A 22,960-nucleotide genomic window follows, 5' to 3' on the forward strand; every position below is an offset into this window, starting at 1 on the left:
CCCGCCTTGACAAGCACCCCCGAACCGTCAGCACAATCAAGCTTCGGGGTGCCCCACGCAACCCCCACGGCAAGGTCGCCGCCAGGCGACGAGCCGAAACTCACCCCACCGTAGTCAACGGCGGCAACCCCACCTTCAACGCCAAAGAATCCAACTCCCGCCGCACCGCCCCAGGCAACGGCACCCCCAACGCCCGGCACTGCTCCAAATACTGAGCCTCCCGCCACCCCGGATACCGAACCGGCGCCCCGCCCTCCCACCCGAGCATGCTCCCAAAAACCGCACTAGCAGCCCGATAAAACCCATCAGCACTACGCAACGTCGTAGGAGCGATCGCAAGCACCAACAACCCAGTGTCATGCTCATGATCAGCAACCCCGGACAACACCCCGGCCAGCACATCAACCATCAACGCAAACCCGGCAAACCGCGGATCACGAGCAGCATCAGCAAGGTCGACGTCAAAAACGAACTCCGGATAAGCCCCAGCAGGAGCAGCCATCCCCAACGGATGAACCGGCTGATCGGCATACCCCCCAGCAGCCATGACGATCCCGATCATCCCGTGCGGCAACGCCCGCGCGGCATGATGCCCGACCCGCCCAAACGGCCCGACCCCGCGCAACGACAGCAGCCCGACCCCAAACCGCCCAGCCCGCTGCACAGCCCGGTCCATCGCGTCACCAACCGCCCACAGCCCGGACGCACGCCGATAATCGACAAGCGCCGCAGCCCCGCGATCCGCGATCAGCAACGGCTGCGCACCAGGACTGACGAATCCGCTTTCGATCGCGGGCAAATGGACCCGGGTCAACTCCCCGACGCCGGTCTCGGGCGCTCCAGTGAGATCGCCGTGGCACAACGCTTCCGCCGCCGGACGCGCACGGTCTTCGGGAAAGCCTTGTGCCATCAGGACAACGGAAACGAGCGTGACCAGTTCGTCGGCGGGAACGCGATGCCAGGCCTGTTCGGGAATCGGGGTGTCGGCGGGAACTTCCGGGACGGGGCGGCTGAGCCGGGGGGCACGCGGTCTGAGGGGCACTTCATCAAGGTTGCCGGGCGATCTCGGACCCCGTCAACGAGGTTGGCCCTAGAGTGTGATGCGGTCAGCCGCAGAGACGTACCCTGAAGCACATGTGCCGAAACATCACCACGCTCCGCGGCCTGCAGCCCGCCGCCACCACGGACGAGATCGAAGCCGCGGCACGCCAGTACGTGCGCAAAGTGACCGGGGTGCAGTCCCTTTCGGACGCGACGCGCGAACCGTTCGAAGCGGCGGTCGCCGAAATCGCCGAGATCACCGCGCGGCTGCTGGAAGAACTCCCGCAACGCCGCCAGCCGCCGACGACCGTGCCGCCGCTGCGCCGCCCGGAGGTCCAGGCGAGGATCGCCCTGCGCGAGGCCAAGAAAGCCTGACGCCGCAATCACTCCACGGCTTGCCCCGGGAACTTCGGCTTGATCTCCCGGTTGAGGTAACGCCCCGGGCTCTCGGCGGCCATCAGCGCGCGATGCACCCGCGCGGGCACGAGGTGGTAGCGATAGACGCTGCCGTTGCGGAACCCGATCTCCAGCACCGACTTCGCGGCGTCGTAGCCGACGTCGCGAATGACGGAAGACTCCACGGGAACCCGGCGCACAGCACGGCCAGCGTACCCGCGCGCCCGCCGGACGCAGGTTCCCGAATCGGTCACGGCGGACGAGGGAAACGGCGACGCGGCACCCGCCCCTTGACGGTCGCTGATCGGCACCCGCGACCCGCCGAAGAAAACGGCCCCGGCCCGCACGAACGCGGAACCCGGGGCCGGAACAGACCTCAAGCGGAAGCGGAGGGATTTGAACCCCCGGTAGGTTTCCCTACGGACGCTTTCAAGGCGTCTGCATTCGGCCGCTCTGCCACGCTTCCTTCTAGGTCAGGGTATCGCGCCGTCCTTCGACGTCGTCCAGGTGTTCGAGGACCCGGGTGAACGCCGTGGCCACCGCGGTCTGCTCGTCCGGCGTCAGCAGGTCGATCAGGTGCTCGCGGGCGCCGCGCACGTGCGTCGGCGCGGCTTTGTCCAGTACGTGCTGGCCGGCGTCGGTCAGCTCGGTCAGCACGCCTCGTTTGTCTTCCGGGTCGGGGCGGCGCGTGACCAGCCCGGCCGCCTCCAGTTTGCCGATCTGGTGCGACAGCCTGCTCTTCGTCGAGCCGAGCAGCGCCGCCAGTTCCGTCATCCGCGTGCACCGGTCCGGAGCCAGGTTCAGGCAGACCAGGACCTCGTAGTCGGCTAGCGAGATGCCGTGGCTTTCGGTCAGTTCGCGGTGCAGCCGCTGGCGCAGCCGCAGCGACGCGACGATGTAGGCCCGCCAGGCGCGCTGCTCGGCCGGGTCCAGCCAGCGGACGTCCTGGTCATCGCTCATGTCCGGAAGCGTAGAAGGCCGGTTTTGCCCCTGGTGTTCCGGCCCGGCGTGAAATTTCCGGGCGAACTTCCCCCAATGGAGGGTTACGAAAAGGTTGAGACTCGGCGCGAAGAAGCGCATCCTCGATGGACAGCGGAGGGACGACGAGGATCCGCGGAGCGCGCCGAAGGGCACGCCGGGCCCCGTTTCCCACCGGGAAAGGCCAGGTGGTGGCATGGCAGGTAGTTCCCGCGGTTGACCGCCCGCTGTGACCCCGCGATCGGCACGGCCCCGTTCCGGTTCGGTCGCGATTGCGAACAGCACGAGCACCCCGTGCGCTCCGGCATCGGCCACGCGCACCCGGCGTCGTCATGTCGCTGCTTCTCTTCGCGGCCTCGGCACCGCGAAGGCAGCGCCGGACGCCAGCCCGGCCGGTGGCCAACCGCTGTCAACGAAACCTCGGTAGTACCTGGGTGCGGCCCCCAGCGCAGGGGCCGCACCCAGCCTCGTTCCCGGCTTTGCGGCTACCCTTTCCGCGTGCGATTCGACGACAACGCGGATCTGGACTCCTCCGAGATCCAGGACATGCGCGGCAGCGGCGGTGGCGGAGGCGGCGGCATCGGCGGCCGCGTGGCCATCGGCGGCGGCGGGCTCGGCATCGTCGGCCTGGTCATCTACTTCCTGTTCTCCCAGTTCGGCGGCGGTCCCAGCACCGGCACCTCGCCCGCGGTGGGCGGGGTCGGGCTCGGCGACGTCCAGTCCGGGCAGCAACTGGACTCCGGCACGCTCGCGAAGAAGTGCAAGACCGGAGCCGACGCGAACCGCGACCACGACTGCTCGATCGTCGCGATCGTCAACTCCATCCAGGACTACTGGACGCAGGAGTTCTCCCGTTCCGGCCAGACCTACCGCAAGGCGACCACCCGCTTCTTCACCGGCGGCGTGCGCACCGGCTGCGGCGGCGCGACGTCGGACACCGGGCCGTTCTACTGCCCGGCCGACTCGTACGTGTACATCGACCTGTCGTTCTTCAACGAGCTGAAGACCCGCTTCGGCGCGCAGGGCGGGCTGTTCACCGAGGCTTACGTGCTGGCCCACGAATACGGCCACCACGTGCAGAACCTCACCGGCACGTCCAAACGCGGCACCGGCACCGGCCCGACGTCCGGCTCGGTCCGGCTGGAACTGCAGGCCGACTGCTACGCGGGCGTCTGGGCCAACCACGCCAGCACGACCCCGACCAGCTCCGGGAAACCGCTGGTCCAGGACGTCACGAAGGACGACATCTCGCGCGCGCTGGACACCGCGTCCCGGATCGGCGACGACTACATCCAGAAGAACCTCGGCAACGGCCACGTCGACAAGTCGAGCTTCTCGCACGGCACCTCGGCGCAGCGCGAGAAGTGGTTCACCACCGGCTACCAGACCGGCCAGCCCGCGCGTTGCAACACCTTCAGCACCAACGATCTCGGCTGACCCGGGATACAGTCGGGCGCATGCACGCGATCACGATCCGCGAACCCGGTGCCCCTGACGTGCTCGAATGGACCGAGGTCCCCGATCCGGAACCCGGTCCCGGCGAGGTGCTGCTGGACGTCACGGCCAGCGCGGTCAACCGCGCCGACCTGCTGCAGCGCCAGGGAAACTATCCGCCGCCGCCCGGGGCGAGCGACATCCTCGGCCTGGAATGCTCCGGCACGATCGCCGAACTCGGCGAGGGCGTCGAGGGCTGGCAGGTCGGCGACGAGGTGTGCGCGCTGCTCGCCGGCGGCGGGTACGCCGAACGCGTCGCGGTCCCGGCCGGACAGCTGCTGCCGGTGCCCGCCGAGGTCGAGACGGTCGCCGCGGCCGGGCTGCCCGAGGTGGCGTGCACGGTGTGGGCGAACGTCGTGATGCACGCCGGTCTCGGCGAAGGCCAGGTGCTGCTGGTGCACGGCGGCGCGGGCGGCATCGGCACGCACGCGATCCAGGTGGGCAAGGCGCTCGGCGCGACCGTCGCGGTCACCGCGGGTTCGCCCGAACGGCTCGAACGCTGCCGCCAGCTCGGCGCCGACCTCACGATCAACTACAAGGAACAGGATTTCGTCGAGGTGCTGCGCGCCGAGACGAAGGGTGCCGACGTCATCCTCGACAACATGGGCGCGAAGTACCTGGACCGCAACGTCGACGCGCTCGCCGCCGACGGCCGCCTGGTCATCATCGGCATGCAGGGCGGGATCAAGGGCGAGCTGAACATCGGCAAACTGCTCGGCAAACGCGCGAGCGTGTACGCGGCCGGGCTGCGGTCGCGGCCGCTGGACCAGAAAGCGGCGATCGTCGCGGATGTCCGGAATCGGTTGTGGCCGTTGGTGGAACAGGGTTCGGTGCAGCCGATCGTCGGCGACGTGGTGCCGATGGCCGAGGCCGCGTCCGCGCACCGGATGCTCGAAGAGGGCAGCATCTTCGGGAAGGTCCTGCTGGCCGCGAAGTCCTGACGCTCGTGCGTGTTGATGCCGGTTCTAACCGGCATCAACACGCACCAGGCTTCAGCGCAGTTCTTCGAGCACCCGCACCAGCTGGTTGATCTCGAACACGTTGGAGTAGTGCGCGAGCCCGATCCGCACCGCTCCGCCGACCTCGCCGACGCCCAGCGACGCGAACACGCCGCTGGTGCCGTCGTCGGCGAACGCGCACAAGCCTTGCGACGCCAGGTATTCGGCGACCTGCGACGATTTCGCGCCGGCCACGGCGAACGCGAGCGCGGGGATCCGGCGCATCGCGTCGCCGATCACCATGATGTGGCGCAGCGAGCGCAGTTCCGTGGACAGCTGCGCGAGCAGCCCCGCGTGGTACGACTTGGCCGAACCGAGCGACGTCACCAGGCGTTCGCGGCGCGAGCCGGTCGCGGCGTCGTCGAGGCCGGCGAGGTAGTCGATGGACGCGACGACGCCGGCCAGCAGCGGGTACGCGTGCGGGCCGAGTTCGAGCCGCGCGGGCCCGGTGGCGGTTGGGTCGAGCGACACCGACGAGATGCGTTCCAGCAGCTCCGGATCGCGGAACACGAGCGCGCCGACCGCGGGACCGCCCCACGAAGGAGCGGAGACGACCATGACGTCGGCACCGAGTTCTTGCAGGTCAAGAGGCACGAACGGAGCCGCGTAGGTCGCGTCGACCACCACGAGCGCGCCGACGCGCTTGGCGAATTCGATCACCGTAGGCACGTCCGGCCGGGTCCCGACGGACCCGGACGCCAGCGTCACCGACACCGCTTTCGTCCGCGCCGACACGAGGTTCTCGTACTGCCACGCGGGCAGTTCGCAGGTCTCGATGTCGATCTCGCTCCACCGCACGACCGCGCCGACGCGCTTCGCGGCACGCCGCCAGGGCGCGATGTTGGCCTCTTCGTCGAGCCGGGAGACGACGACCTCGTCGCCGATCGTCCAGCGTTCGGCCAGCGCGTCGACAAGCCTGCGCAGCAGCACCGGCGCGCTCGGCCCGAGCACGACGGCGGCCGGGTCGGCCCCGACCAGATCAGCCACGGCCCGGCGGGCCGCGGTGACGATGCTTTCCGCCCGCTGGGAGGCCGGAAAAGCTCCGCCCGGCCCGGACACCGGCGCCCGCATGGCCGTCGAAACGGCCGAAGCGACCTGTTCGGGCACGAGCATTCCGGCGGCGCCGTCGAAGTGAATCCAGCCGTCGCCAAGCGCGGGGAACAGCCCACGGATACGAGCGACGTCGAACGCCATGGGGACACCGTACGGACGTGCGGTTTCGCGGTTGCCGCGGGGTTGGGCAGAACTGCCCGAACGGCCGCTAGGCTCGGGTCAGGACCGCCAACAGCGACGGGGATGGAGCACATGAGCGAGCCGAACTTCGGGGGAACGGGCGCGACCGGGGACGGAACGGACGCGCCGCACGTGGTGGTCGTCGGACCGGACGGGGTTCCGGTCGGCACCGCGCAGATCGCCCCCGACGGCGAGGACAACGAGACCGTCGGGGACCTGGTCGAGGAACCGGCCAAGGTGATGCGCATCGGCACCATGATCAAACAGCTGCTGGAAGAGGTCCGCGCCGCGCCGCTGGACGACGCCAGCCGCAACCGGGTCCGCGAGATCCACCAGACGTCGGTGCGCGAACTGGAGCAGGCCCTGGCGCCCGAACTGCGCGAGGAACTCGAGCGCCTCGTGCGGCCGTTCACCGAGGACCAGACTCCTTCGGACGCCGAACTGCGCATCGCGCAGGCCCAGCTGGTCGGCTGGTTGGAGGGCCTGTTCCACGGCATCCAGACGGCGCTGTTCGCGCAGCAGATGGCCGCGCGGGTGCAGCTGGAGCAGATGCGTCGTGGACTGCCGGCTGGCTCGTCCGGGTCTGTTGGGCAGCCGGGTGAGGGGCACGGGCACGGGATTACGGGGACTGGGCAGTACCTCTAGGGGCGACTGCGGTCCGTCACCATCGCCTTGGCGGTGGTGACGGACCGTCTCTTCTCATCAGTACTCGTCGTACATTCGCGGTTTTTCGTTGAGGTTCGAGTAAAGCCCCGGGTGCGTGAAGGAGCCGGAGAGGATATCGATGAGGAAGTCTTCAATGCTTCCTTCGTAAGCACCCCAGTCTGGACCCGTGTTCTCCAAGAAGAAGATCTTCCCGTCGGGTTCAGCCGGGCTGACGGCATTCCAGAAGTACGCGTGCTCGTCGTCCACCGCCCACGGAATAAGACCGGGGTACTCCGGGTGGAACCGGTGTGGAAAGTAGTCCGGCAGAATCTCTCTGCCTTCGTGGAAGGACGAAATCGTGATCTCCAGCCGATCTTTGAACATCCCCAGGGAGTCAGCGCTCTGGATCGGCGAGATGAAGTAGATGCGCCCGCCGAAAGCACCGGTCGGGAACGTGGCGGCCACGGCTTTGAAGTCTTCGGGAAAGGCAAACCCCATCGCCTCCTCGACCTCGGCCCAGGACAGTTCGCCGTCCACGCTTCCCGTCCAGTTCAGAAATTCAGCCAGCCGACCAGCAGCTTGCACGCTGACCACCTCTCCCCACTCCGCACGTCCTACGAGGGAGCCACTTCTACCTCAACCCTGGTTCTTCGCGGAGAAGAACGCTCGAAGATCTCCGATCAGCAGGTCGGGTTCTTCGAGCGCCGGGAAGTGCCCGCCGCTCGGGAATTCCGTCCACCGCACGATCCGGTCAGTCCGCTCGGCCAGTTTCCGCAGCGGAAGCCCGATGTCGTCCGGAAACACCGCGACCGCGGTCGGCACAGTCGACGACGGCAGCGCCGCGCCCCACTGGACGTCCTGGTCGGCATAGATCCGCGCGGACGAGGCGGCGGTGCGGGTGAACCAGTAGATCGAGACGTTGGCGAGCAGATCGTCGCGGTCGATCAGGTCGTGGTCGGTGTTCGAAAAGGCACGGAACTTCTCGGCGATCCAGGCCAATTGCCCGGCCGGGGAGTCGGTGAGGCCGTACGCAAGCGTTTGCGGCTTGGTGGACTGGATCATCGCGTAGCCGATGCCCGTCTGCTGGAAGGCCCGCGATTTCTCCAGCGACCGCTGCCCTTTCGCCAGCTCGTCCCCGCTGAGCCCGTCGAGGTCAGCCTCGTCGCGCGCCACCGCGGACGGCACCATCGTGACGTGCGCGCCGATGATCCGGTCCGGGAACTGGAGGCCGAGCTCGCGGGAGATCAACGCGCCCCAGTCGCCGCCGTGCGTACCGAACCTCTCGTACCCGAGGCGCGTCATCAACTCGGCCCAAGCACGCGCCGTCCGCGCCGGCCCCCAACCGCGGTCGGGGGTCGGCCCGGAGAAGGCGAACCCGGGTACGGACGGAACGACGACGTGAAACGCGACGGCCGGGTCGCCGCCGTACGACCGGGGGTCGGCGAGGGGGCCGATGAGGTCAAGGAATTCGACGATGGAGCCCGGCCAGCCGTGCGTGAGAAGGAGCGGGACGGCGTCCGGTTCGGGGGATTCGAGGTGCAGGAAGTGGACGTTGGCACCGTCGATGGTGGTGGTGAACTGGGGGAAGCCGTTGATGCGTTCTTCCTGTGCCCGCCAGTCGAAGCTGAGCCGCCAGTACTCGACGAGGTCTTGGACTTCGGTCACCGGAATGCCCAGCTCCCACGCCGGGTCTTCGAAGGGGTCCGGCCAGCGGGTGTCGGCGAGGCGACGGGTGAGGTCGTCGAGGTCGGACTGCGGGATGTGGATCCGGAACGGGGTCTCGGTCATGCGGGAAAAGCTATGGGGGATTGAGGACAGATTCGGTCCTCAATCCCGCTCATCTGCGAAAAGCTCGGCTGTCAGTTCTCCCGCCCGAGCTTCTCCTCCACCCGGGCAAGCCTTTCCTCGTACTTCGAGACCGCCGACAACCGCGCCCGAATCCGGGCGTGTTCCGCTCGCACCTCGTCTGCCTCGTCGGCCGCGTACTCCAGCCGCTCGGCCAGGCGTCCCGGGGAGCCTGGGCGCTCGAACGCCGCGACCCGGGCGTCCAGGGCCGCGATGTGCGGGGCGAGGCGGCGCTGTTCGTCGTAGAGCCACTTGACGTGGCCGTCCAGTTCGTCGCAGCGGGCGTTGACCCGGCGGAGTTCCTCGCGGAATTCGGCGCGCAGTTCGTCCCGGACCTCGTCGATGCGGGAACGGGTCGCGTCTATTTCCGGTCGCAGCCGTCCGTCGACGATGCGTTCCACCCGATGATGGAACCGCACCAGCGCCGGATGTCCGGCCCGAAACACCAATCGCTTCACGCGGGAAGCGGCACGACGCAGCTCGCTCACGGCAGGATCTCAATTCTTCCGGTTTCGCTCCACGACTTGAGGAGAGCCGATTCCGCGTGCAATCGGTGCTCGGCGGTAATGCCGACCCGGTCTCCCCAGGCGTGCTCGAACATGGTCTGGTCAGGATTGTCGAGAATGGACACGCCGGTCAATTTCACGGTTGCCTCGGGAAACAATTCCCGGCACAAGTACACCACCAGCGTTCCGGTGGTCGCCCACACCGGCTGCCCGGGATCCAGGCCCAGCAACCGAACCAGCGGCACGACGAAACGGCGGTTCGAAATCGGCACGAAACCCAAGTCGGACGGCCACCAGTCCGGCAAGGTCTCCGGTTCCCAGAACAACCGGCCCGGCTCGGCCAGCAGGTACATCCGCGAGGGGTAATCCGCGAATGTGTAAGGAGACGCGGTCAGACCGCGGTGCACGACAACGACATCCGCGCGCGTTCCGTACGCGGGAGGCGCGTCGGGCTCGTCCAACGCGAACGTGGTCATCCGGAACACCAGGTCGCTCGAATCGATCAGCTCCGCGCGCCGGGCATCGGGGGCCATCGGGGCATTGCCCACGACCGTGATGCTCTCGACCCGTCCCGGGTTTCGGGCATAGGCCGACAAGAGGTCGCGAATAGGCGTGTCCAGCTGGCCCAGCCGGGCGCTGCCGGACACTTCGTCCGCGAACTGTGTCGGATTCATCGCATCCCTACCACGTCGTGAGGATCCCCAGCCGGCCCCAGCTCGATCCCCCCGATCGCCGTAAACCGAGCAGAAGGACAATAGCCGACGAACCAGATTCCCCGTCCTGGCAGGGCGGCACAATCCGACCTTCGGAGGCTCGTGCGGTGGACACTGTGGCGATCGTCCCGGCTCGAGGCGGTTCGGTCGGGCTTCCCGGCAAGAACCTCGTCCCTTTTCTCGGCCGCCCGCTTGTCGCACACACTGTGCACACCGCGCTCACTGCCGGTATCCAAGATGTGGTCGTCACCACCGACGATCGTGACATCGCCGCGGCCGCGACGGCCGAGGGGGCCGCGGTCGTAGACCGGCCGTCCCCGCTCGCCCAGGCCAGCAGCCGCACGCTGCCCGCGGTAGTCCACGCGCTGGACGCGAGAGACGTCCCCGACTCGACGCTGGTGCTCCTGCTGCAGCCGACGTCGCCGCTGCGAACCGCTGGCGACATCGCCGAATGCGTCGAGATTCACGATGGCCGGCCCAGCGGTTCCGTGGTGCAGATGTGCCGTTCCCACGATCACCACCCGCTCAAGGTGTGCCTCGAAGGGCCGGACGGCAGCGTCACTCCGGTTCACACGTGGGAGGACCTGGAAGCGCCTCGCCAGTCCCTGCCTCCGGTCCTCCGTCCGACCGGCGGCATCTACCTGGTGCGCGCCGGAGATCTGCGCAGCCATCAGCGGTTCTTCGTGCCTGAGGTGCGGTGCCAGGTCATCCCCGCCGAACGAGCGGTCGACATCGACACCGCCGCGGACCTGCGCCTGGCCGAAGCGCAGGCGATCGAGCTTCAGCGGTCGACGAACACCTTGTAGAGCGACGGCTGCCACACCTCCTCGCCTTCCAGCAGCTCCGCGATCCGGCGCTGCGCGCCCGGCCCGCCGAACGCCGAATAAGGCTCACATCGGCCCAGCTCACGCGCGTGCTCGAGCGCCGCCGCGATCTTCCCTGAATCCGGATCCACCCAGTGCACGCTCGGCGCGGTGACCCGGTTGCGCTGCCGGGTACCCACCGTGACCGACGGCGTACCGAGCACCGGAGCCTCCCGGACCCCGGCGCTCGAGTTGCCCAGCACCACGGTCGCGTTCTTCATCAGCGTCACGAAGTACTCGAACCGCATGGACGGCAGCCGCACGACGTTCGGCCCGTCGAGGCGATCCAGCTCACGCCGGATCTCCCGGCAGCCCTCGTCGTTGTTCGGCTCGATCACGACCCAGTTGCCGCCCCGCAGCACCGCGTCGACGACCGCGGCCGCATTGCGCCGGTTCTGGTCGAGTTCCGTGGTGACCGGGTGCAAGGCCAGCACCCCGTAGTCGGCGAACGGGATGTCATAGCGATCGCGCACCTCGTCGAGCGCGGGCAGCAGCGGCGACGTCAGCACGTCGACCTCAGGACTGCCCACGACGAAAACCCGTTCCTCTTCCTCGCCCAGCTGAAGCAGGCGGCGACGGGCCTCTTCGTTCGCCACGAGGTGCACGTGCGCGTGTTTGGACAGCGAATGCCGGATGACGTCGTCGATCGTCCCGCTGACCTCGCCGCCCTCGATGTGCAGCACGCGGACATTGGCGAGCGAACCCACGATCGCGCCGGCGAGCGCCTCGACCCGGTCTCCGTGGACCACGATCGCGTCCGGCCGCTCCTCGTGCACCAGCCGGGCGAGCGCCTGCACGGTGTTGGCCAGCACGAGCGCCATCGGCTCGTCCTCGATCTGGTTCGGGATCAGGTGCAGCCGCCGCAGCCCGGCCCGCTCGATCTCGCGCACCGTGTAGCCGTAACTGCGCAGCATGTGCATGCCGGTCACCACGATCCGGGCGGAGAGCCGAGGGCTCTCCTGCACCGCGAGCATGATGTCGCGCAGTTTGCCGAAATCGGCCCTGGTCCCGGTGAGGAAAAGCACCTCCCGGACGGCTTGCTCAGCCAAGGTCCGCCCAGCTGACCTGGGTGTTGACCGCCAGTGCCTTCTTGACCGGGCGGCCGAGCACGGCCTCGTAGTCCTTCGCCTTGATCTCGCCGGTGCCCGGCCGCTTGACCCAGATGTTGTCCGTGGTCAGCTGCTCGCCCTCGGCGATGTCCTTGGTGGTGACCACGCAGGCGTACGCGAAGTCGATCGTCGGCTGCTCCTCGGCGAGGATCTGCTTGCTGCCGCCGCGCGAGGCGTGGATGAGCCGGGAGCCTTCGACCAGCCGCGCGAACTCCTCCGGCGGGGACGAAACCGGGATGTCCGGCCCCGGCCAGCTCATGTCGGAGGTGAAGTGCCGCTCCAGCACGGACGCGCCGAGAGCGACCGCGCCGAGACACGGGTAGATCGTCGTCGTGTGATCCGAGAGGCCCAGCTCGGCGTCGGGGAACGCGGTCCCGAGTTCGCTCATCGCGCCGAGCCGGACCTGCTCGGGCGGCGTCGGATAGAGCGAGGTGCAGTGCAGCAGGGCGAAGCCGACCCCGGCCTCGCGGAGAATCTCCACCGCGGGCGTGATCGAGGCGATGTCGTTCATCCCGGTCGAGAGGATGACCGGCTTGCCGAACGACGCGACGTGCCGGATCAGCGGGTAGTTGTTGCACTCGCCCGAGCCGATCTTGAATCCCGCGACGTCCAGCTCGGCGAGCCGGTCCGCCGCCGCGCGGGAAAACGGCGTGGAGAGGAACACCATGCCGCGTTCCTCGGCGTGCGCCTTGATCTCGCGCTCGTCCTGGGCCGACAGCGCGACCCGGTTCATCATGTCCCAGATCGGTTCGTCCGCATTGCCCGGAACGACGTCGTTCGGGATCATTTCGTCGTTCACGACGTGTGTCTGGATTTTCACCACCTGGACCCCGGCGTCGGCGGCGTCGTCGACCATCCGGTGCGCCTTCTTCGGGTCGCCCTCGTGGTTGATCCCGATCTCCGCGATCACGACAGGCGAGTGGTCGGCGCCGACCGGGTGCTGGCCGAGCAGGAACATGGGGAGACCTCCGGATCGGAGCGGGAGTGCGGTCTGCTGGCGACCTTAACCGGTTCCGCGACGTGGCCTGCCCCACCCGGCGCATCCGCCCTGCCATCGATGCGGCGTGTCCCATCGGTACCCTCGTCCACGTGCATGCCACCAGCACGGTTCACGCAGCCGAACCCGATGTCTCGACTCCGGTTCCACCGTCGTCGGACAGCAAGACGTTCGGGCGTGCGATCGACGACATCAAGACCGGTTTGGCCTCCCGCGAGCTGTGGACCCATCTCGGCTGGCAGGACATCAAGCAGCGGTACCGGCGGTCCATCATCGGGCCGTTCTGGATCACCATCAGCCAGGGTGTCATCGCGCTTGGTCTCGGCCTGCTGTACTCGCAGCTGTTCCGCACGCCGATCGAGGTGTTCCTGCCCTACCTCTCCACCGGCTTCATCATCTGGGGCTTCATCCAGGGCTGCCTCACCGAAGGCATGGAAACGTTCATCGCGAACGAGGGGCTGATCAAACAGGTCCCCGCGCCGATCAGCGTGTACGTGCTGCGCACGATCTGGCGGCAGACGCTGCTGCTGGCGCACAACATGATCGTCTACGTCGTGCTGCTGATCATTTTCTTCTCGGCGCTCGATTCCCCGTATTCGCTCGGGTCGAAAGACGGCGTGTGCGTACCGGACAAGTTCTGCCACCCGGGCCTGAGCTGGAACATTTTCCTCGCCATTCCCGGGTTCGTGCTGCTCGCGCTCACCGCGGGCTGGGCGGCGCTGCTGCTCGGCATCATCTCGACGCGTTTCCGCGACATTCCGCAGCTGATCAACTCGCTGATCCAGCTGATGTTCTACGGCACCCCGATCGTCTGGCCGGTCGACCAGCTGCTGTCCGGCGGCGCGCGGGACGGTGCGTCGTGGGCGCTGCCGATCATCAAGCTCAACCCGCTTTACCACTACATGCAGGTGGTGCGGTCGCCGCTCATCGGGCAGGCGGTGAGCTGGACCAGCTGGGTCGTGGTCGGCGGGCTCACCGTGGTCGGGTGGGCGCTCGCCCTCGTCGCCATGCGCAATTACCGGTCTCGCGTCTCGTATTGGGTGTGACAGATGGTCAGCATTGACGTCCACAACGCGTACGTGGACTTCCCGATTTTCGACGCGAAGACGCGTTCGATGAAAAAGCGCGTGCTCGGCAAGGTCGGCGGCAAGATCAGTTCCGACCAGAAGGTGCCGATCATCGAGGCGCTGCACGACGTGTCGATCAGCCTCCGCGAGGGCGACCGGGTCGGTCTCGTCGGGCACAACGGCGCGGGCAAGTCCACGCTGCTGCGGCTGCTCGCCGGGATCTACGAGCCGACCCGCGGATCGTCGCGGATCGTCGGCCGGATCGCGCCGGTGTTCGACCTCGGCATCGGCATGGACCCGGAGATCTCCGGCGTCGAGAACATCCTGATCCGCGGCCTGTTCCTCGGCATGAGCGCCAAGGAAATGGAGAAGCGGGTCGACGACATCGCGGAGTTCACCGAACTCGGCGACTACCTGCAGATGCCGCTGCGGACGTACTCCACCGGCATGCGGGTGCGGCTCGCGCTCGGCGTCGTGACCTCGATCGACCCGGAGATCCTGATCCTCGACGAGGGCATCGGCGCGGTCGACGCGGCGTTCCTCAACAAAGCCCGCGACCGGCTCAAGGACCTGGTCAAACGCTCCGGCATCCTGGTGTTCGCGAACCACTCCGACGAGTTCCTGATGGAGTTGTGCGACACCGCGATCTGGATGGACGAGGGCCACGTCAAGAAGCAGGGTTCGCTGCGCGAGGTGCTCACCGAGTACAAGGGCCGCGACCCGTTCGAGAACATGAGCCAGGAAGGTCTCGAGCGCCTCGGCATCGAGCCCGCGACCACGACGAACGGCGGGGAATGATGACCGGCGAGACGCGAGAGCTGCCCGAGGGCGCCGTCGTCGGCGTGGTGGTCACGCGGCACCGGCGCGAGCTGCTCGCGGACTCGCTGAAAATCATCGCCGCCCAGACCCGGCCGGTCGACCACCTCGTGGTGGTCGACAACGGGCCGGACAAGTCCGCGCGAGACGTGGTCGAGGCCTACCCGCTGCCGTACACGTACCTGCCGTCACACCGGAACCTCGGCGGCGCGGGCGGTTTCGCGCTCGGCATGCTGCACGCCCTGTCGCTCGGCGCGGACTGGGTCTGGCTCGCCGACGACGACGGCCGCCCCGCGGACGAGCACGTGCTCGAGATTCTGCTGGAAGAAGCCGAAAAGCGCGGCCTCGCCGAGATTTCCCCGGTGGTGGCCAACATCGACGCCCCGGCGAAGCTGGCGTTCCCGCTGCGCCGCGGCCTCACCTGGAAGCGCTCGTCGGCCGAACTGGGCACGGACTTCCTGCCCGGCATCGCGTCCCTGATGAACGGCGCGCTGTTCCGTTCGTCCACTTTGGACGTCACCGGCGTGCCCGACCTGCGCCTGTTCTTCCGCGGCGACGAGGTGGAACTGCACCGCCGCCTCGTGCGGTCTGGCCTGCCGTTCGGCACGTCGCTGCGCACGACCTACCTGCACCCCGACGGTTCGGACGAGTTCAAGCCGATGCTGGGCGGGAAATTCCACGCACAGGACCCGGAGAACGAGGTCAAGCGGTATTACACGTACCGCAACCGCGGGTATTTGCTGTCGCAGCCGGGAATGCGCAAGATCGGGGCGCTGGAAGTGCTGCGCTTCGGCCTGTATTTCGTGGGCGTGAAGCGGGACCCGAAGGCGTTCCTGCAGTGGCTGAAGCTGGTCCGGCAGGGCCGCGCGGAGAAGTTTTACCGGTACTGAACCGGTCAGTCCGTTGTGGACAGTGCGCTGACCCCATCGTCCACAACGGACTCCCGAGCTATTCCCCGATCACCGGCGGCGCGGAACGATGTCCGCTGCCGAACACCTCGTCGTCGTCCTCGAGTTCCATCACGAACGCGGGCTGGTTGAGGCTGTCGTCGTACGGCCGGGCGCCGAAGCCCATGCCGGGGCGAGCCGGAGCGCCGCCCATTCCTCCGGCCGCGACGTCGGCCGCTCCCGGCTCCATCGCGCCGTCGCCGGGGCCGAACGAGCCACCGCCGCGGCCGACCTTGCTCTGGTGTTCCTCGTCGGCGCCGAAACCTCCGCCGCCACCGCCCATCGGCATGCCACCCATCGGCATGGCGCCCATGCCCGCCCCGGACGCACCGCCGCTGCCGCCGCTCGGGGCGGCCTGCGCCGCGGCAGGCGCGGTGCCCGCCGCCGTCGTGCTGGGGTCCGGCATCTGCTGGTGCACGGCCCCGGTGAACTGGCTCGGGCCGCTGACCGTCGGGGCGCTGGCCGAGTGTCCGGCCGCGGCAGCGCCGCCGCCCGCCGAGACCGAACCAGCGTCAGCCGCGGCAGGAGCAGGCGCGGGGCTGGCCGGAGCGGGAGCGGCGTCGTGGTGTTCAGGACCGGTCGGCATCGCCACCGCGGCACCGCCACCAGCCGCGACGCCGAACTTCGGCGGGTGCGCGAAAGCCGGCTGCTTCGAACCGGTCTCGTGCAGCGAAGCGTCGTACTTCGACATCGTCTCCGCGGCCTGTTCGTGCGCGGAACGGCTGTCCTGCTGCTTCTTCAGCGTCGCATCGATCTCATTGCTCATTTCGAGCGGACTGGCGTGCGACCATTTGTCGAATTCTTCAGACCAGTCGAACGGGACCGCGTCCGGCATCGAGTGCTTCGCCACCTGCGCGGCGGACGCCTGTTCCTCGACGATCTGCGCGGCCAGTTTCGCATTCTGGCCATTCGCCTCGGCCCATTCGGCGAGGCTCACGAAATACGCCTGCGCACCGGCCGCGGCCTCGCCGCTCCACGCGTGTGCGGCCTTCTTGACGGCCTCGCCCAGCTGCGTCGCGAACTCCTCGAACGCTTTCTGCACCTCGGTGTACGCGTGCGAGACCGAGGAAACCTGCTCCACGTCGAGATTCGTCTCGACGTACGACTTCAACTGCTGGTGCGGGTGCCCGAGGTAGTCGGCGTCCGACGGCGCGAGCCCCGGCTGCGGCGTGCTCATTCGGTGCTGCCCTTCACGGTGCGGTGGGAGTCGATGGCCTGGCTCTCGTTCTCGGTGTAGACCCCGCCGGCGCGCGCGAGGGCCTCGTCGGCCTCCTTCAGGATCCGGCCGAACTGGTCCAGCACGTCGAGGGCCGCGCCAGGGGCGTCGGAGCCGCTCTTGCGGTCGTGCTCGGCCACGGTGTGCCCGTACGGGTGGCTGCCGAGCTTCGGCGCGGTCGTCAGCGCTTGGGTCTGCGGCTTGAGCCGTTCGAGGCGCGTGACCATGTCGGTGAGCGCTTTGCGCAGGTCACCGAGTGCGTCGCCGTCGATGCTGAACCCGCCGGCTTTCGCGGTCCCGGCCAGCTTGTGCGTTTCGGCCGCGGCTTCGGCGATGCCCTTGGCGTTCAGCCCGCCTGCCGCCAGCGGATCAGTGCTCATGCGCCGGAGTTTACCGACGCGAGCCGCTCCGGTCAGGCGTTTGCCGAATAGCCTTCAAGCTGGGTGAACAGTTGTTGGGCCAGACGGGCATTGTCTGCCGGCGCGTAGGTGAGCCAGCGGTTGCCGTCGCTGGAATCGCGCGTGCTGAGCAGGTAGCGGCCGAGTTCGGTGTCGAACCACGCGAGCGACGGCAGCGCGCGCTCGTGGCCGTTGCCGTCGCTCACGTACGGCGTGAACTGGCCGACCGCCAGCCGCGGCTTCTCGAAGATCCGCTGGACGGCCCTGAGCTGCGGATTGTGCGTGCGCGGGCCGCTGACTCCGGCGAACGGGTCGTAGGCGTCGCCCCGCACCGGCTGCTTCGACGGCCGCGCGACGGTCACCGACTGCCCCGCCGCGGCGGGCGTGAGCGGCAGCAGGTCGACGATCGCCGGGACGATGCCGGTCGGGCGGACCTCCTCGAAGGTGAACATCCCGTCCCGCTGGCAGACGAGCACCGCGAACTGGCCGTTGGACGCCACCCGCGCGAACAGTTGCTCGTCGCCGATCTTGGCCGCCGCGGACACCGCGAGGCCGGGCCGGGCGAAGGTGGCGAGCGCGATCTCGACGTCGTCGTCGATCGTCCCGCGCCGCAGCAGGCCGCGGTTGTCGAGGTCGCGGAAGACGGCGTCGCGCACCGCGGCGCGTTCCTCGCCGGTGATGCCGATGTGCGGCACCACGAACGGCATCGGTGCCCGGCCGAGGCCGAGTTCCGCCAGCAGGAGATCCACCGCTGCCGGTGACAGCGTCAACGTGTACGGCACGACCCACCCCTAAATCCGGTCTCTCCCCGGCGAAACCGTAGTCCACTCCGCACCGTCGCGGCCATCGGCACCAAGGGCGCGTCATCCGGAGCGCGATGTTCGGATTCCGTTCAGGAAGTAAGCGGTGCGACGGTCGTAGGCGTCGCGGGGAGGCCGTTCGCCGTGTTTGAGGGCGAGGGCGGTCTCGACGACGAACGCGTGCAGGTCGCCCGCTGTGAACTCCGGCCGCACCGCACCGGAGGCCCGCGCCGCCGCGACCAGTTCTTCGTTGGCCTCGCCCCCGACCCGGCAGATCTCCATGAGCTGCGGCGAGTTCGGATAGGTCTGCAGCAGGACGTCGTTGACGGAGGGCTGGCGGTACTGGAGATCGCGCAGCGCGGTGACGTAGCCGTCGATCCGCTCGCCGATGTCGTCGACGGTCCGCATGCGGTCGATGACCGCGAACAACTCCGTCGCGACGACCTCTTCGACAACCGCCTCGATAAGGCCGATCCGGCCGCCGAACCGGTTGAAGATCGTCGCCTTGCTGACCCCCGCCGCCTTGGCGACCTCCTCCAGCGGGACCGTCAGGCCCCGTCCCTGGAAGGCGCCGATCGCAGCGGTTCGGATCTGCTCGGAGTTGCGTCTGGCGTCGGCGCGCAGCCGGGATTCCGCGGGCACCGCGACCTCGTCTCTCAGCGTAAGTTGACTACCTCGGTCAGCTTACCTAAAGTCGACGGCGGAAGAAGTTGACCCATGCAGTCAACTTAGGCTCCCGAGGAAGAGGCCAGGGGAAATGATCGTTGTCACCGGCGCTACCGGCGGGCTGGGCAGTGCCACCGTCGAGCACCTCCTCAAGCGCGTACCCGCAGGCCAGATCGGCGTCAGCGTCCGCGATCCCGCCAAGGCGCGGCACTTCGCCGACCGCGGCGTCCGCGTGCGGCAGGGCTCCTACGAGGATCCGGGCGACTCCTTCGCCGGTGCCGACCAGGTCCTGCTGATCTCCGGCAACGACCCCGCCGCCGACCTGGTCAGCCTGCACCGACGCGCCATCGACGCCGCCGTCGCGGCCGGCACCCGGCGGATCCTCTACACGAGCCAGCACGGCGCCGCCCCCGGCAACCCGTACCAGCCGTCGGATCTCCACCTCGCCACCGAGGCGATCCTCGGCGATTCCGGAGTCGCCTGGACCGCACTGCGCAACGGTGCTTACGGCCCGCTCGACCAGGTGCTCGGCCCGTGGCAGCGGACCGGCGAGATCGCTCAGCCGGCAGACGGCCCCGTCCCGTACACCGACCGTGCGGACATCGCCGAAGCCACCGCGGCGCTGCTCGCCGGCGACCGTTCCGTCGACGGCCCCGTCGCCCTCGCCGCTCCGCACGCCGTCACTTTCGACGATTTCGCCGAAATCGCTTCCGACCTCACCGGTCGCACCATCACTCGCGTCGTCCTGGACGACGAACAATGGGTTGCCGAACAGATCGCGAACGGCGTCCCGGAGCAGGCGGCCCGGTTCATGCTCACCTGGTACCAGGCCACCCGGGCGGGGTATTTCGCCGAATCGGGCCCGCTGCTGACCGACCTTCTCGGTCGCGAGCCCCGCACCGTCGCGGACCGGCTCGCCGAAACCGTCTAGCGCGCTTCCGCTGTGAGCGGATCCGCTGTCGGCGAACCACTCTTGCCGCCGATGATCACCCGCTGCTGCCATGGAGGCATGGCAGATCCCAAACCAGCACTGGTCCTGCACCTCTCGGCAGGCGGCGAGCCGCTGATCTTCCCGCTCACCGCCGACAGTTCCGAGACAGTCCAGGAAAAGCTCCCCGACCTACTCAAACACGGCGGCGTTCACTCGCTCGAAACCCGGGACGGCAACACTGTTTCGGTGAATTTCGTCCACGTGGCAGCCGCTTATGTCGACGATCTGAGCCGAAAGGGCAAATTCGGCCTGTCCGTTTAGCGGCGGGCGAGTTCGAGCAGCCCGGCGCGGATCTCCGGTCTGCTCGCGGCGACAAGCAGGAACGTCGCCTCGCGCACCAGACGGCCGGCGTGTGCCCCGGGCAGCACCGCGCGGCTTCCCGTCGCAGCGGCGAGCGCGCCCGCTGACCGGTACGCCAGGTCAGCACCCGCCGCGCGGGCAGCCGGGAGCGTGGCCGGGTCGGTGAGCCCAGCGTCGAGGCGACGCCGGATTTCGTCCTGCTCGGACCGCAACGCCGTCGCCGTTTCCTCCTCGCCGGCGGCCTCGATCAAACTGGCGCAACGCTCGGCCAACCCGAGCGGCGCGCATCCGTTGAGCCGGGACGCGAACGTATTGCCAGCCACGAATTTGTCATAACTGACCTTGGCGAAAACCGATTCGTCGGGAATGAAGTGGTTGTCGAGCTTCAGCCGTACCGTCGCGGTACCTTGCGCGGCCATGAGCGTCAACGGCTCGGCGACCAGGCTGTGTCCGACGATCGGCGACACCAAAGCATTGATCACTGTGTCGCCGTCGCGGCCGGACAGTTGCAACAGATCGATCGCATCCCAGCCGCTCACAAACGGCGCTTCACCGTCGAACCGGTAGCCGCCGTCGACGCGCTGGACCCGCACTCGCGGCGGCGTCGGAATCACACCCGCGTACGCGACGCCCGCGCGCAGCCGTCCGCTGATCAAGTCCGGCAGGTACCGCTCTCGCAGGTCCTCCCGGTCTGTCGCGGCCAGCCCGGCGACGAGACCGTGGTGCTGCAGCCAGGTGAACGCGGTGCTCAGGCACCCGCCGGCCAGCGCTTCGAGCACGCCGACCAGCTGGTCCAGCTCAATCCCGGAATCGGGCGCGGCGAGGCCGTAGAAACCTTCCTCGGCGAGCGCGTCGAAATGCGACCGCGGCACCACGCCCTGGCGGTCCACCTCGGCGGCCGCGGGAAACAACAGGTCGTCGGCGAGAGCGCGCGCACGGGAAACCAGGTCGGCCATGAAACCAAGCTACCCAAAAAGACAAAAAGGGCGTCTCGCCGAACGCGAGACGCCCTTTTCAGACCAGCTCAGCCCGTCACAGCTCGTAGAGCCGCTTCCAGTTGTCGCGCGAGGTCAGCTCCGGCATGGCGCGCTTGTACTGCTCCTGCACGCCCGCGCCTTCCTTGCGCAGCCGGTTGAGCACCTTCGCGCCGCGCTTGGCCAGGTCGAACATCTTGACCTTGTCGTAGCTGCGCACGCGCACGCCTTCCTGCGACGCGTCGGTGACCACGGCGGTGTCGAACAGCGCGATGTGCCACCAGTGCGCCTCGTCGATCGGCACCGCGCCGAGCCCGAAGCGGCTGCGGCCGAGCACCTTGTCGAGGATGCGCTTGATCAGCACCAGCCGCTGCATGCTCGGCCGCGGCGCGCTGTTGATGATGCCGATGTCGTTGGACGCGATGCCCGGCACGTCAGTGGCCTTGTGCCGCTTGGTCTCCGGGTACGCGTCGCGGATGCGGCGGATCTCCTTCATCGCCTCGACGCCGCCGTCGCGCAGGACCTCCGGGCCCTCCAGGAAGTCCTCGACCGCCTTGATCAGCGTCGCGGAGAGGCCGTACTGCATGCCGAGCAGGTAGCGCACCAGCTGCGCCATCAGCACGCGCGAGAGCAGGTTCAGGTTGAACGGCGAGTGCAGCGCGGCGGTGATGATCGAGTTGCGCAGGTTGAAGTACCGGTGCCACTCGTCCCAGTCCTTCCAGTGGAAGTCCGCGTGCCACACGCCGGCGCCGGGAAGGGTCACCGTGGGGAAGCCGTATTCGCGGGCGCGGTAGGAGTACTCCGCGTCGTCCCACTGGAAGAAGAACGGCAGCGGGTAGCCGATGGCCTTGACGACCTCGTACGGGATCAGGCACGACCACCAGCCGTTGTACCCGGCGTCGAGGCGGCGTTCCTGGCGGTTCGGGTTGCCGTCCTCGTCGACGCCGAGCAGGTCGGCGGTGGACAGCGAGTGCTGCACCGGCTGCCCCGGCTCCAGCGTGTTCAGCCGGGCGTACTCGGCGCCGACGTGCAGCTGGTTCGGGTGCAGCAGGTTGAGCATCTGGCCGCCGACGATGATCGGGTTGGCCGAGCGGTTGGAGAACGCCGTCATGCGCACGACGAGGTCCGGCTCGAGCAGCACGTCGTCGTCCATGAACAGCACGTTCGCGTGTTCGGTCGCGGTGTGCCCGGCCACCTCGTACAGGCCGCGGGTGAAGCCGCCCGCGCCGCCGAGGTTCGGCTGCTTGATGTAGTGCAGCTTCTCGCCGAGGTCCTTCGCGACCTGCTCGAAGCCCTCGCGCGATTCGACCAGGTCCGTGCCCTGGTCGGCGACGTAGATGGCGTCGAGGGTGTCCAGCGAGGACACGTCGGCGGCGAGCGCCTGGAGGTTCTTGAGGCAGTCGTCGGCGCGGTTCATCGTGCAGATGGTGACCGCGGTCGGGCGGATCGTCTCCGGCGCGTCGACGGTCCAGCGGACCTGCTCGACCCGCAGCGTCTGGCCGCCCTCGGTCTCGAGGTCGAGCCACAGCGCGCCGCCGTCGTAGAACTTGTCCAGCTTGCCGGTCAGCTCGACCTTGGCGCTCTTCGCGCCGGAGACCTGCTGCGCGTCGACCACGCGCGGGTCGCCGAGCATGTCGGAAGCGCCGAGCGACAGCAGCCCGTCGCCGGTGACGACCGCTTCGAGCTTCACCTCGGTCGCGGTGGTCCAGCGCTGCCAGTAGCTCGCCGGGAAGCGGCCGAAGTAGGTGTTGCCGGTGACCTTCGCGGACGGCTCCAGCGTCACGCTGCCGCGATCGCGCTGGGCGTTGCCCTGCAGGACCTCGGCGTACATGTCCTTGCTGACGATGGGAGCCGGCCCGGCGTACAGCCCGCGCTGGGCCGTGAGCCTGCCTTCGGGGGCGTGTTCGGCGAACCGCGTCTGGCCTGCGGGGGCCGCCTCCGCGACCGGGGCTGCTTTACCGGGCATC

The 22,960-nt window shown here is 68.5% G+C and carries 26 protein-coding genes and 1 tRNA gene; 10 read left to right on the forward strand and 17 right to left on the reverse strand.

Annotation, left to right across the window (positions count from 1 at the left end):
* Positions 1-100: 100 nt before the first annotated feature.
* The gene (locus ACFXI3_RS38715; RefSeq protein WP_344281500.1) at positions 101-1,042 is read right to left on the reverse strand and encodes an Ldh family oxidoreductase; all 942 of its coding nucleotides are present in this window, start codon (positions 1,040-1,042) and stop codon (positions 101-103) included.
* A 92-nt stretch (positions 1,043-1,134) separates the two neighbouring features.
* Between ACFXI3_RS38715 and ACFXI3_RS38720 the strand changes: the two genes are divergently transcribed.
* On the forward strand, positions 1,135-1,416 hold the full coding sequence (locus ACFXI3_RS38720) for a DUF2277 domain-containing protein (protein WP_344281506.1): 282 nt from the start codon (positions 1,135-1,137) through the stop codon (positions 1,414-1,416).
* Between the two features lie 8 nt (positions 1,417-1,424).
* On the opposite strand, the gene ACFXI3_RS38725 is transcribed toward ACFXI3_RS38720, so the two are convergent.
* The 3 genes from ACFXI3_RS38725 to ACFXI3_RS38735 all read right to left on the reverse strand — a co-directional run bounded on the left by ACFXI3_RS38725 (position 1,425) and on the right by ACFXI3_RS38735 (position 2,397).
* Positions 1,425-1,637: a KTSC domain-containing protein gene (locus tag ACFXI3_RS38725; protein WP_344281509.1), complete on the reverse strand. Its 213-nt coding sequence runs from the start codon at positions 1,635-1,637 to the stop codon at positions 1,425-1,427.
* 181 nt (positions 1,638-1,818) lie between these two features.
* A tRNA-Ser gene (locus ACFXI3_RS38730) sits at positions 1,819-1,903 on the reverse strand.
* A 2-nt stretch (positions 1,904-1,905) separates the two neighbouring features.
* On the reverse strand, positions 1,906-2,397 hold the full coding sequence (locus ACFXI3_RS38735; RefSeq protein WP_344281640.1) for a MarR family transcriptional regulator: 492 nt from the start codon (positions 2,395-2,397) through the stop codon (positions 1,906-1,908).
* A 516-nt stretch (positions 2,398-2,913) separates the two neighbouring features.
* Between ACFXI3_RS38735 and ACFXI3_RS38740 the strand changes: the two genes are divergently transcribed.
* Both ACFXI3_RS38740 and ACFXI3_RS38745 read left to right on the forward strand, forming a co-directional pair.
* Entirely contained in the window at positions 2,914-3,852 is a 939-nt protein-coding gene (locus ACFXI3_RS38740; protein WP_344281643.1) for a neutral zinc metallopeptidase, read from the forward strand.
* Between the two features lie 20 nt (positions 3,853-3,872).
* Positions 3,873-4,850: an NAD(P)H-quinone oxidoreductase gene (locus ACFXI3_RS38745; RefSeq protein WP_378406406.1), complete on the forward strand. Its 978-nt coding sequence runs from the start codon at positions 3,873-3,875 to the stop codon at positions 4,848-4,850.
* 51 nt (positions 4,851-4,901) lie between these two features.
* Here the strand turns inward: ACFXI3_RS38745 and ACFXI3_RS38750 are convergent, their stop codons facing one another.
* On the reverse strand, positions 4,902-6,101 hold the full coding sequence (locus ACFXI3_RS38750) for a cysteine desulfurase-like protein (RefSeq protein ID WP_344281650.1): 1,200 nt from the start codon (positions 6,099-6,101) through the stop codon (positions 4,902-4,904).
* Positions 6,102-6,203: 102 nt separating this feature from the next.
* On the opposite strand from ACFXI3_RS38750, the gene ACFXI3_RS38755 reads away from it, so the two are divergent.
* A complete protein-coding gene (locus ACFXI3_RS38755; protein WP_344281653.1) occupies positions 6,204-6,785 on the forward strand; it encodes a bacterial proteasome activator family protein in 582 nt (193 codons plus the stop codon).
* A gap of 57 nt (positions 6,786-6,842) precedes the next feature.
* Here the strand turns inward: ACFXI3_RS38755 and ACFXI3_RS38760 are convergent, their stop codons facing one another.
* From ACFXI3_RS38760 to ACFXI3_RS38775, 4 genes are all read right to left on the reverse strand, one after another.
* Positions 6,843-7,370, reverse strand: coding sequence for a hypothetical protein (locus ACFXI3_RS38760; protein WP_378406408.1), 528 nt, complete (start codon positions 7,368-7,370; stop codon positions 6,843-6,845).
* Positions 7,371-7,421: 51 nt separating this feature from the next.
* Positions 7,422-8,573, reverse strand: a complete 1,152-nt coding sequence (locus ACFXI3_RS38765; protein ID WP_378406410.1) for an epoxide hydrolase family protein — start codon at positions 8,571-8,573, stop codon at positions 7,422-7,424.
* Positions 8,574-8,644: 71 nt separating this feature from the next.
* On the reverse strand, positions 8,645-9,118 hold the full coding sequence (locus tag ACFXI3_RS38770) for a hypothetical protein (RefSeq protein ID WP_378406412.1): 474 nt from the start codon (positions 9,116-9,118) through the stop codon (positions 8,645-8,647).
* On the reverse strand, positions 9,115-9,810 hold the full coding sequence (locus ACFXI3_RS38775) for a hypothetical protein (protein ID WP_378406414.1): 696 nt from the start codon (positions 9,808-9,810) through the stop codon (positions 9,115-9,117). The genes ACFXI3_RS38770 and ACFXI3_RS38775 overlap by 4 nt, the downstream gene beginning before the upstream one ends.
* Positions 9,811-9,956: 146 nt before the next feature.
* On the opposite strand from ACFXI3_RS38775, the gene ACFXI3_RS38780 reads away from it, so the two are divergent.
* Positions 9,957-10,655 carry a cytidylyltransferase domain-containing protein gene (locus tag ACFXI3_RS38780; protein ID WP_378406416.1) on the forward strand — a complete coding sequence of 233 codons (699 nt, stop codon included), beginning with the start codon at positions 9,957-9,959 and terminating at the stop codon, positions 10,653-10,655.
* Here the strand turns inward: ACFXI3_RS38780 and neuC are convergent.
* Positions 10,631-11,761 carry a UDP-N-acetylglucosamine 2-epimerase gene (gene neuC, locus ACFXI3_RS38785; protein WP_378406418.1) on the reverse strand — a complete coding sequence of 377 codons (1,131 nt, stop codon included), beginning with the start codon at positions 11,759-11,761 and terminating at the stop codon, positions 10,631-10,633. The genes ACFXI3_RS38780 and neuC overlap by 25 nt on opposite strands.
* Complete coding sequence (locus ACFXI3_RS38790; RefSeq protein WP_378406420.1) at positions 11,754-12,779, reverse strand: N-acetylneuraminate synthase family protein; 1,026 nt, start codon at positions 12,777-12,779, stop codon at positions 11,754-11,756. Before ACFXI3_RS38790 ends, neuC begins: the two co-directional genes overlap by 8 nt.
* Before the next feature lie 131 nt (positions 12,780-12,910).
* Here ACFXI3_RS38790 and ACFXI3_RS38795 point away from each other — a divergent pair, with 131 nt between their 5' ends.
* Genes ACFXI3_RS38795 through ACFXI3_RS38805 form a run of 3 tightly spaced genes read left to right on the forward strand, consistent with a single transcriptional unit; the run spans position 12,911 to position 15,591 of the window.
* Positions 12,911-13,864, forward strand: coding sequence for an ABC transporter permease (locus ACFXI3_RS38795; RefSeq protein ID WP_344281686.1), 954 nt, complete (start codon positions 12,911-12,913; stop codon positions 13,862-13,864).
* A gap of 3 nt (positions 13,865-13,867) precedes the next feature.
* The gene (locus ACFXI3_RS38800) at positions 13,868-14,683 is read left to right on the forward strand and encodes an ABC transporter ATP-binding protein (RefSeq protein ID WP_344281688.1); all 816 of its coding nucleotides are present in this window, start codon (positions 13,868-13,870) and stop codon (positions 14,681-14,683) included.
* A complete protein-coding gene (locus tag ACFXI3_RS38805) occupies positions 14,683-15,591 on the forward strand; it encodes a glycosyltransferase family 2 protein (protein WP_344281691.1) in 909 nt (302 codons plus the stop codon). The genes ACFXI3_RS38800 and ACFXI3_RS38805 overlap by 1 nt, the downstream gene beginning before the upstream one ends.
* Positions 15,592-15,649: 58 nt before the next feature.
* Here ACFXI3_RS38805 and ACFXI3_RS38810 read toward each other — a convergent pair whose 3' ends face one another.
* The 4 genes from ACFXI3_RS38810 to ACFXI3_RS38825 form a co-directional block, all read right to left on the reverse strand.
* Positions 15,650-16,825: a hypothetical protein gene (locus ACFXI3_RS38810; RefSeq protein ID WP_378406422.1), complete on the reverse strand. Its 1,176-nt coding sequence runs from the start codon at positions 16,823-16,825 to the stop codon at positions 15,650-15,652.
* On the reverse strand, positions 16,822-17,244 hold the full coding sequence (locus tag ACFXI3_RS38815) for a hypothetical protein (protein WP_344281697.1): 423 nt from the start codon (positions 17,242-17,244) through the stop codon (positions 16,822-16,824). Before ACFXI3_RS38815 ends, ACFXI3_RS38810 begins: the two co-directional genes overlap by 4 nt.
* 32 nt (positions 17,245-17,276) lie before the next feature.
* Positions 17,277-18,044 carry an ESX secretion-associated protein EspG gene (locus ACFXI3_RS38820; RefSeq protein WP_344281700.1) on the reverse strand — a complete coding sequence of 256 codons (768 nt, stop codon included), beginning with the start codon at positions 18,042-18,044 and terminating at the stop codon, positions 17,277-17,279.
* A gap of 81 nt (positions 18,045-18,125) precedes the next feature.
* Positions 18,126-18,704, reverse strand: a complete 579-nt coding sequence (locus ACFXI3_RS38825) for a TetR/AcrR family transcriptional regulator (protein ID WP_378406425.1) — start codon at positions 18,702-18,704, stop codon at positions 18,126-18,128.
* A 115-nt stretch (positions 18,705-18,819) separates the two neighbouring features.
* On the opposite strand from ACFXI3_RS38825, the gene ACFXI3_RS38830 reads away from it, so the two are divergent.
* Complete coding sequence (locus ACFXI3_RS38830; RefSeq protein ID WP_378406427.1) at positions 18,820-19,659, forward strand: NAD(P)H-binding protein; 840 nt, start codon at positions 18,820-18,822, stop codon at positions 19,657-19,659.
* Positions 19,660-19,737: 78 nt separating this feature from the next.
* Positions 19,738-19,980, forward strand: a complete 243-nt coding sequence (locus ACFXI3_RS38835; RefSeq protein WP_344282872.1) for a hypothetical protein — start codon at positions 19,738-19,740, stop codon at positions 19,978-19,980.
* On the opposite strand, the gene ACFXI3_RS38840 is transcribed toward ACFXI3_RS38835, so the two are convergent.
* Both ACFXI3_RS38840 and ACFXI3_RS38845 read right to left on the reverse strand, forming a co-directional pair.
* On the reverse strand, positions 19,977-20,975 hold the full coding sequence (locus ACFXI3_RS38840) for an acyl-CoA dehydrogenase family protein (protein ID WP_378406429.1): 999 nt from the start codon (positions 20,973-20,975) through the stop codon (positions 19,977-19,979). The two genes, ACFXI3_RS38835 and ACFXI3_RS38840, sit on opposite strands and share 4 nt — an antisense overlap.
* A 76-nt stretch (positions 20,976-21,051) precedes the next feature.
* On the reverse strand, positions 21,052-22,959 hold the full coding sequence (locus tag ACFXI3_RS38845) for a glycosyltransferase (RefSeq protein WP_378406431.1): 1,908 nt from the start codon (positions 22,957-22,959) through the stop codon (positions 21,052-21,054).
* Position 22,960: the final 1 nt, after the last annotated feature.

It is taken from the genome of Amycolatopsis sp. NPDC059235 (genome assembly GCF_042754125.1).
Lineage (GTDB): Bacteria > Actinomycetota > Actinomycetes > Mycobacteriales > Pseudonocardiaceae > Amycolatopsis > Amycolatopsis albidoflava.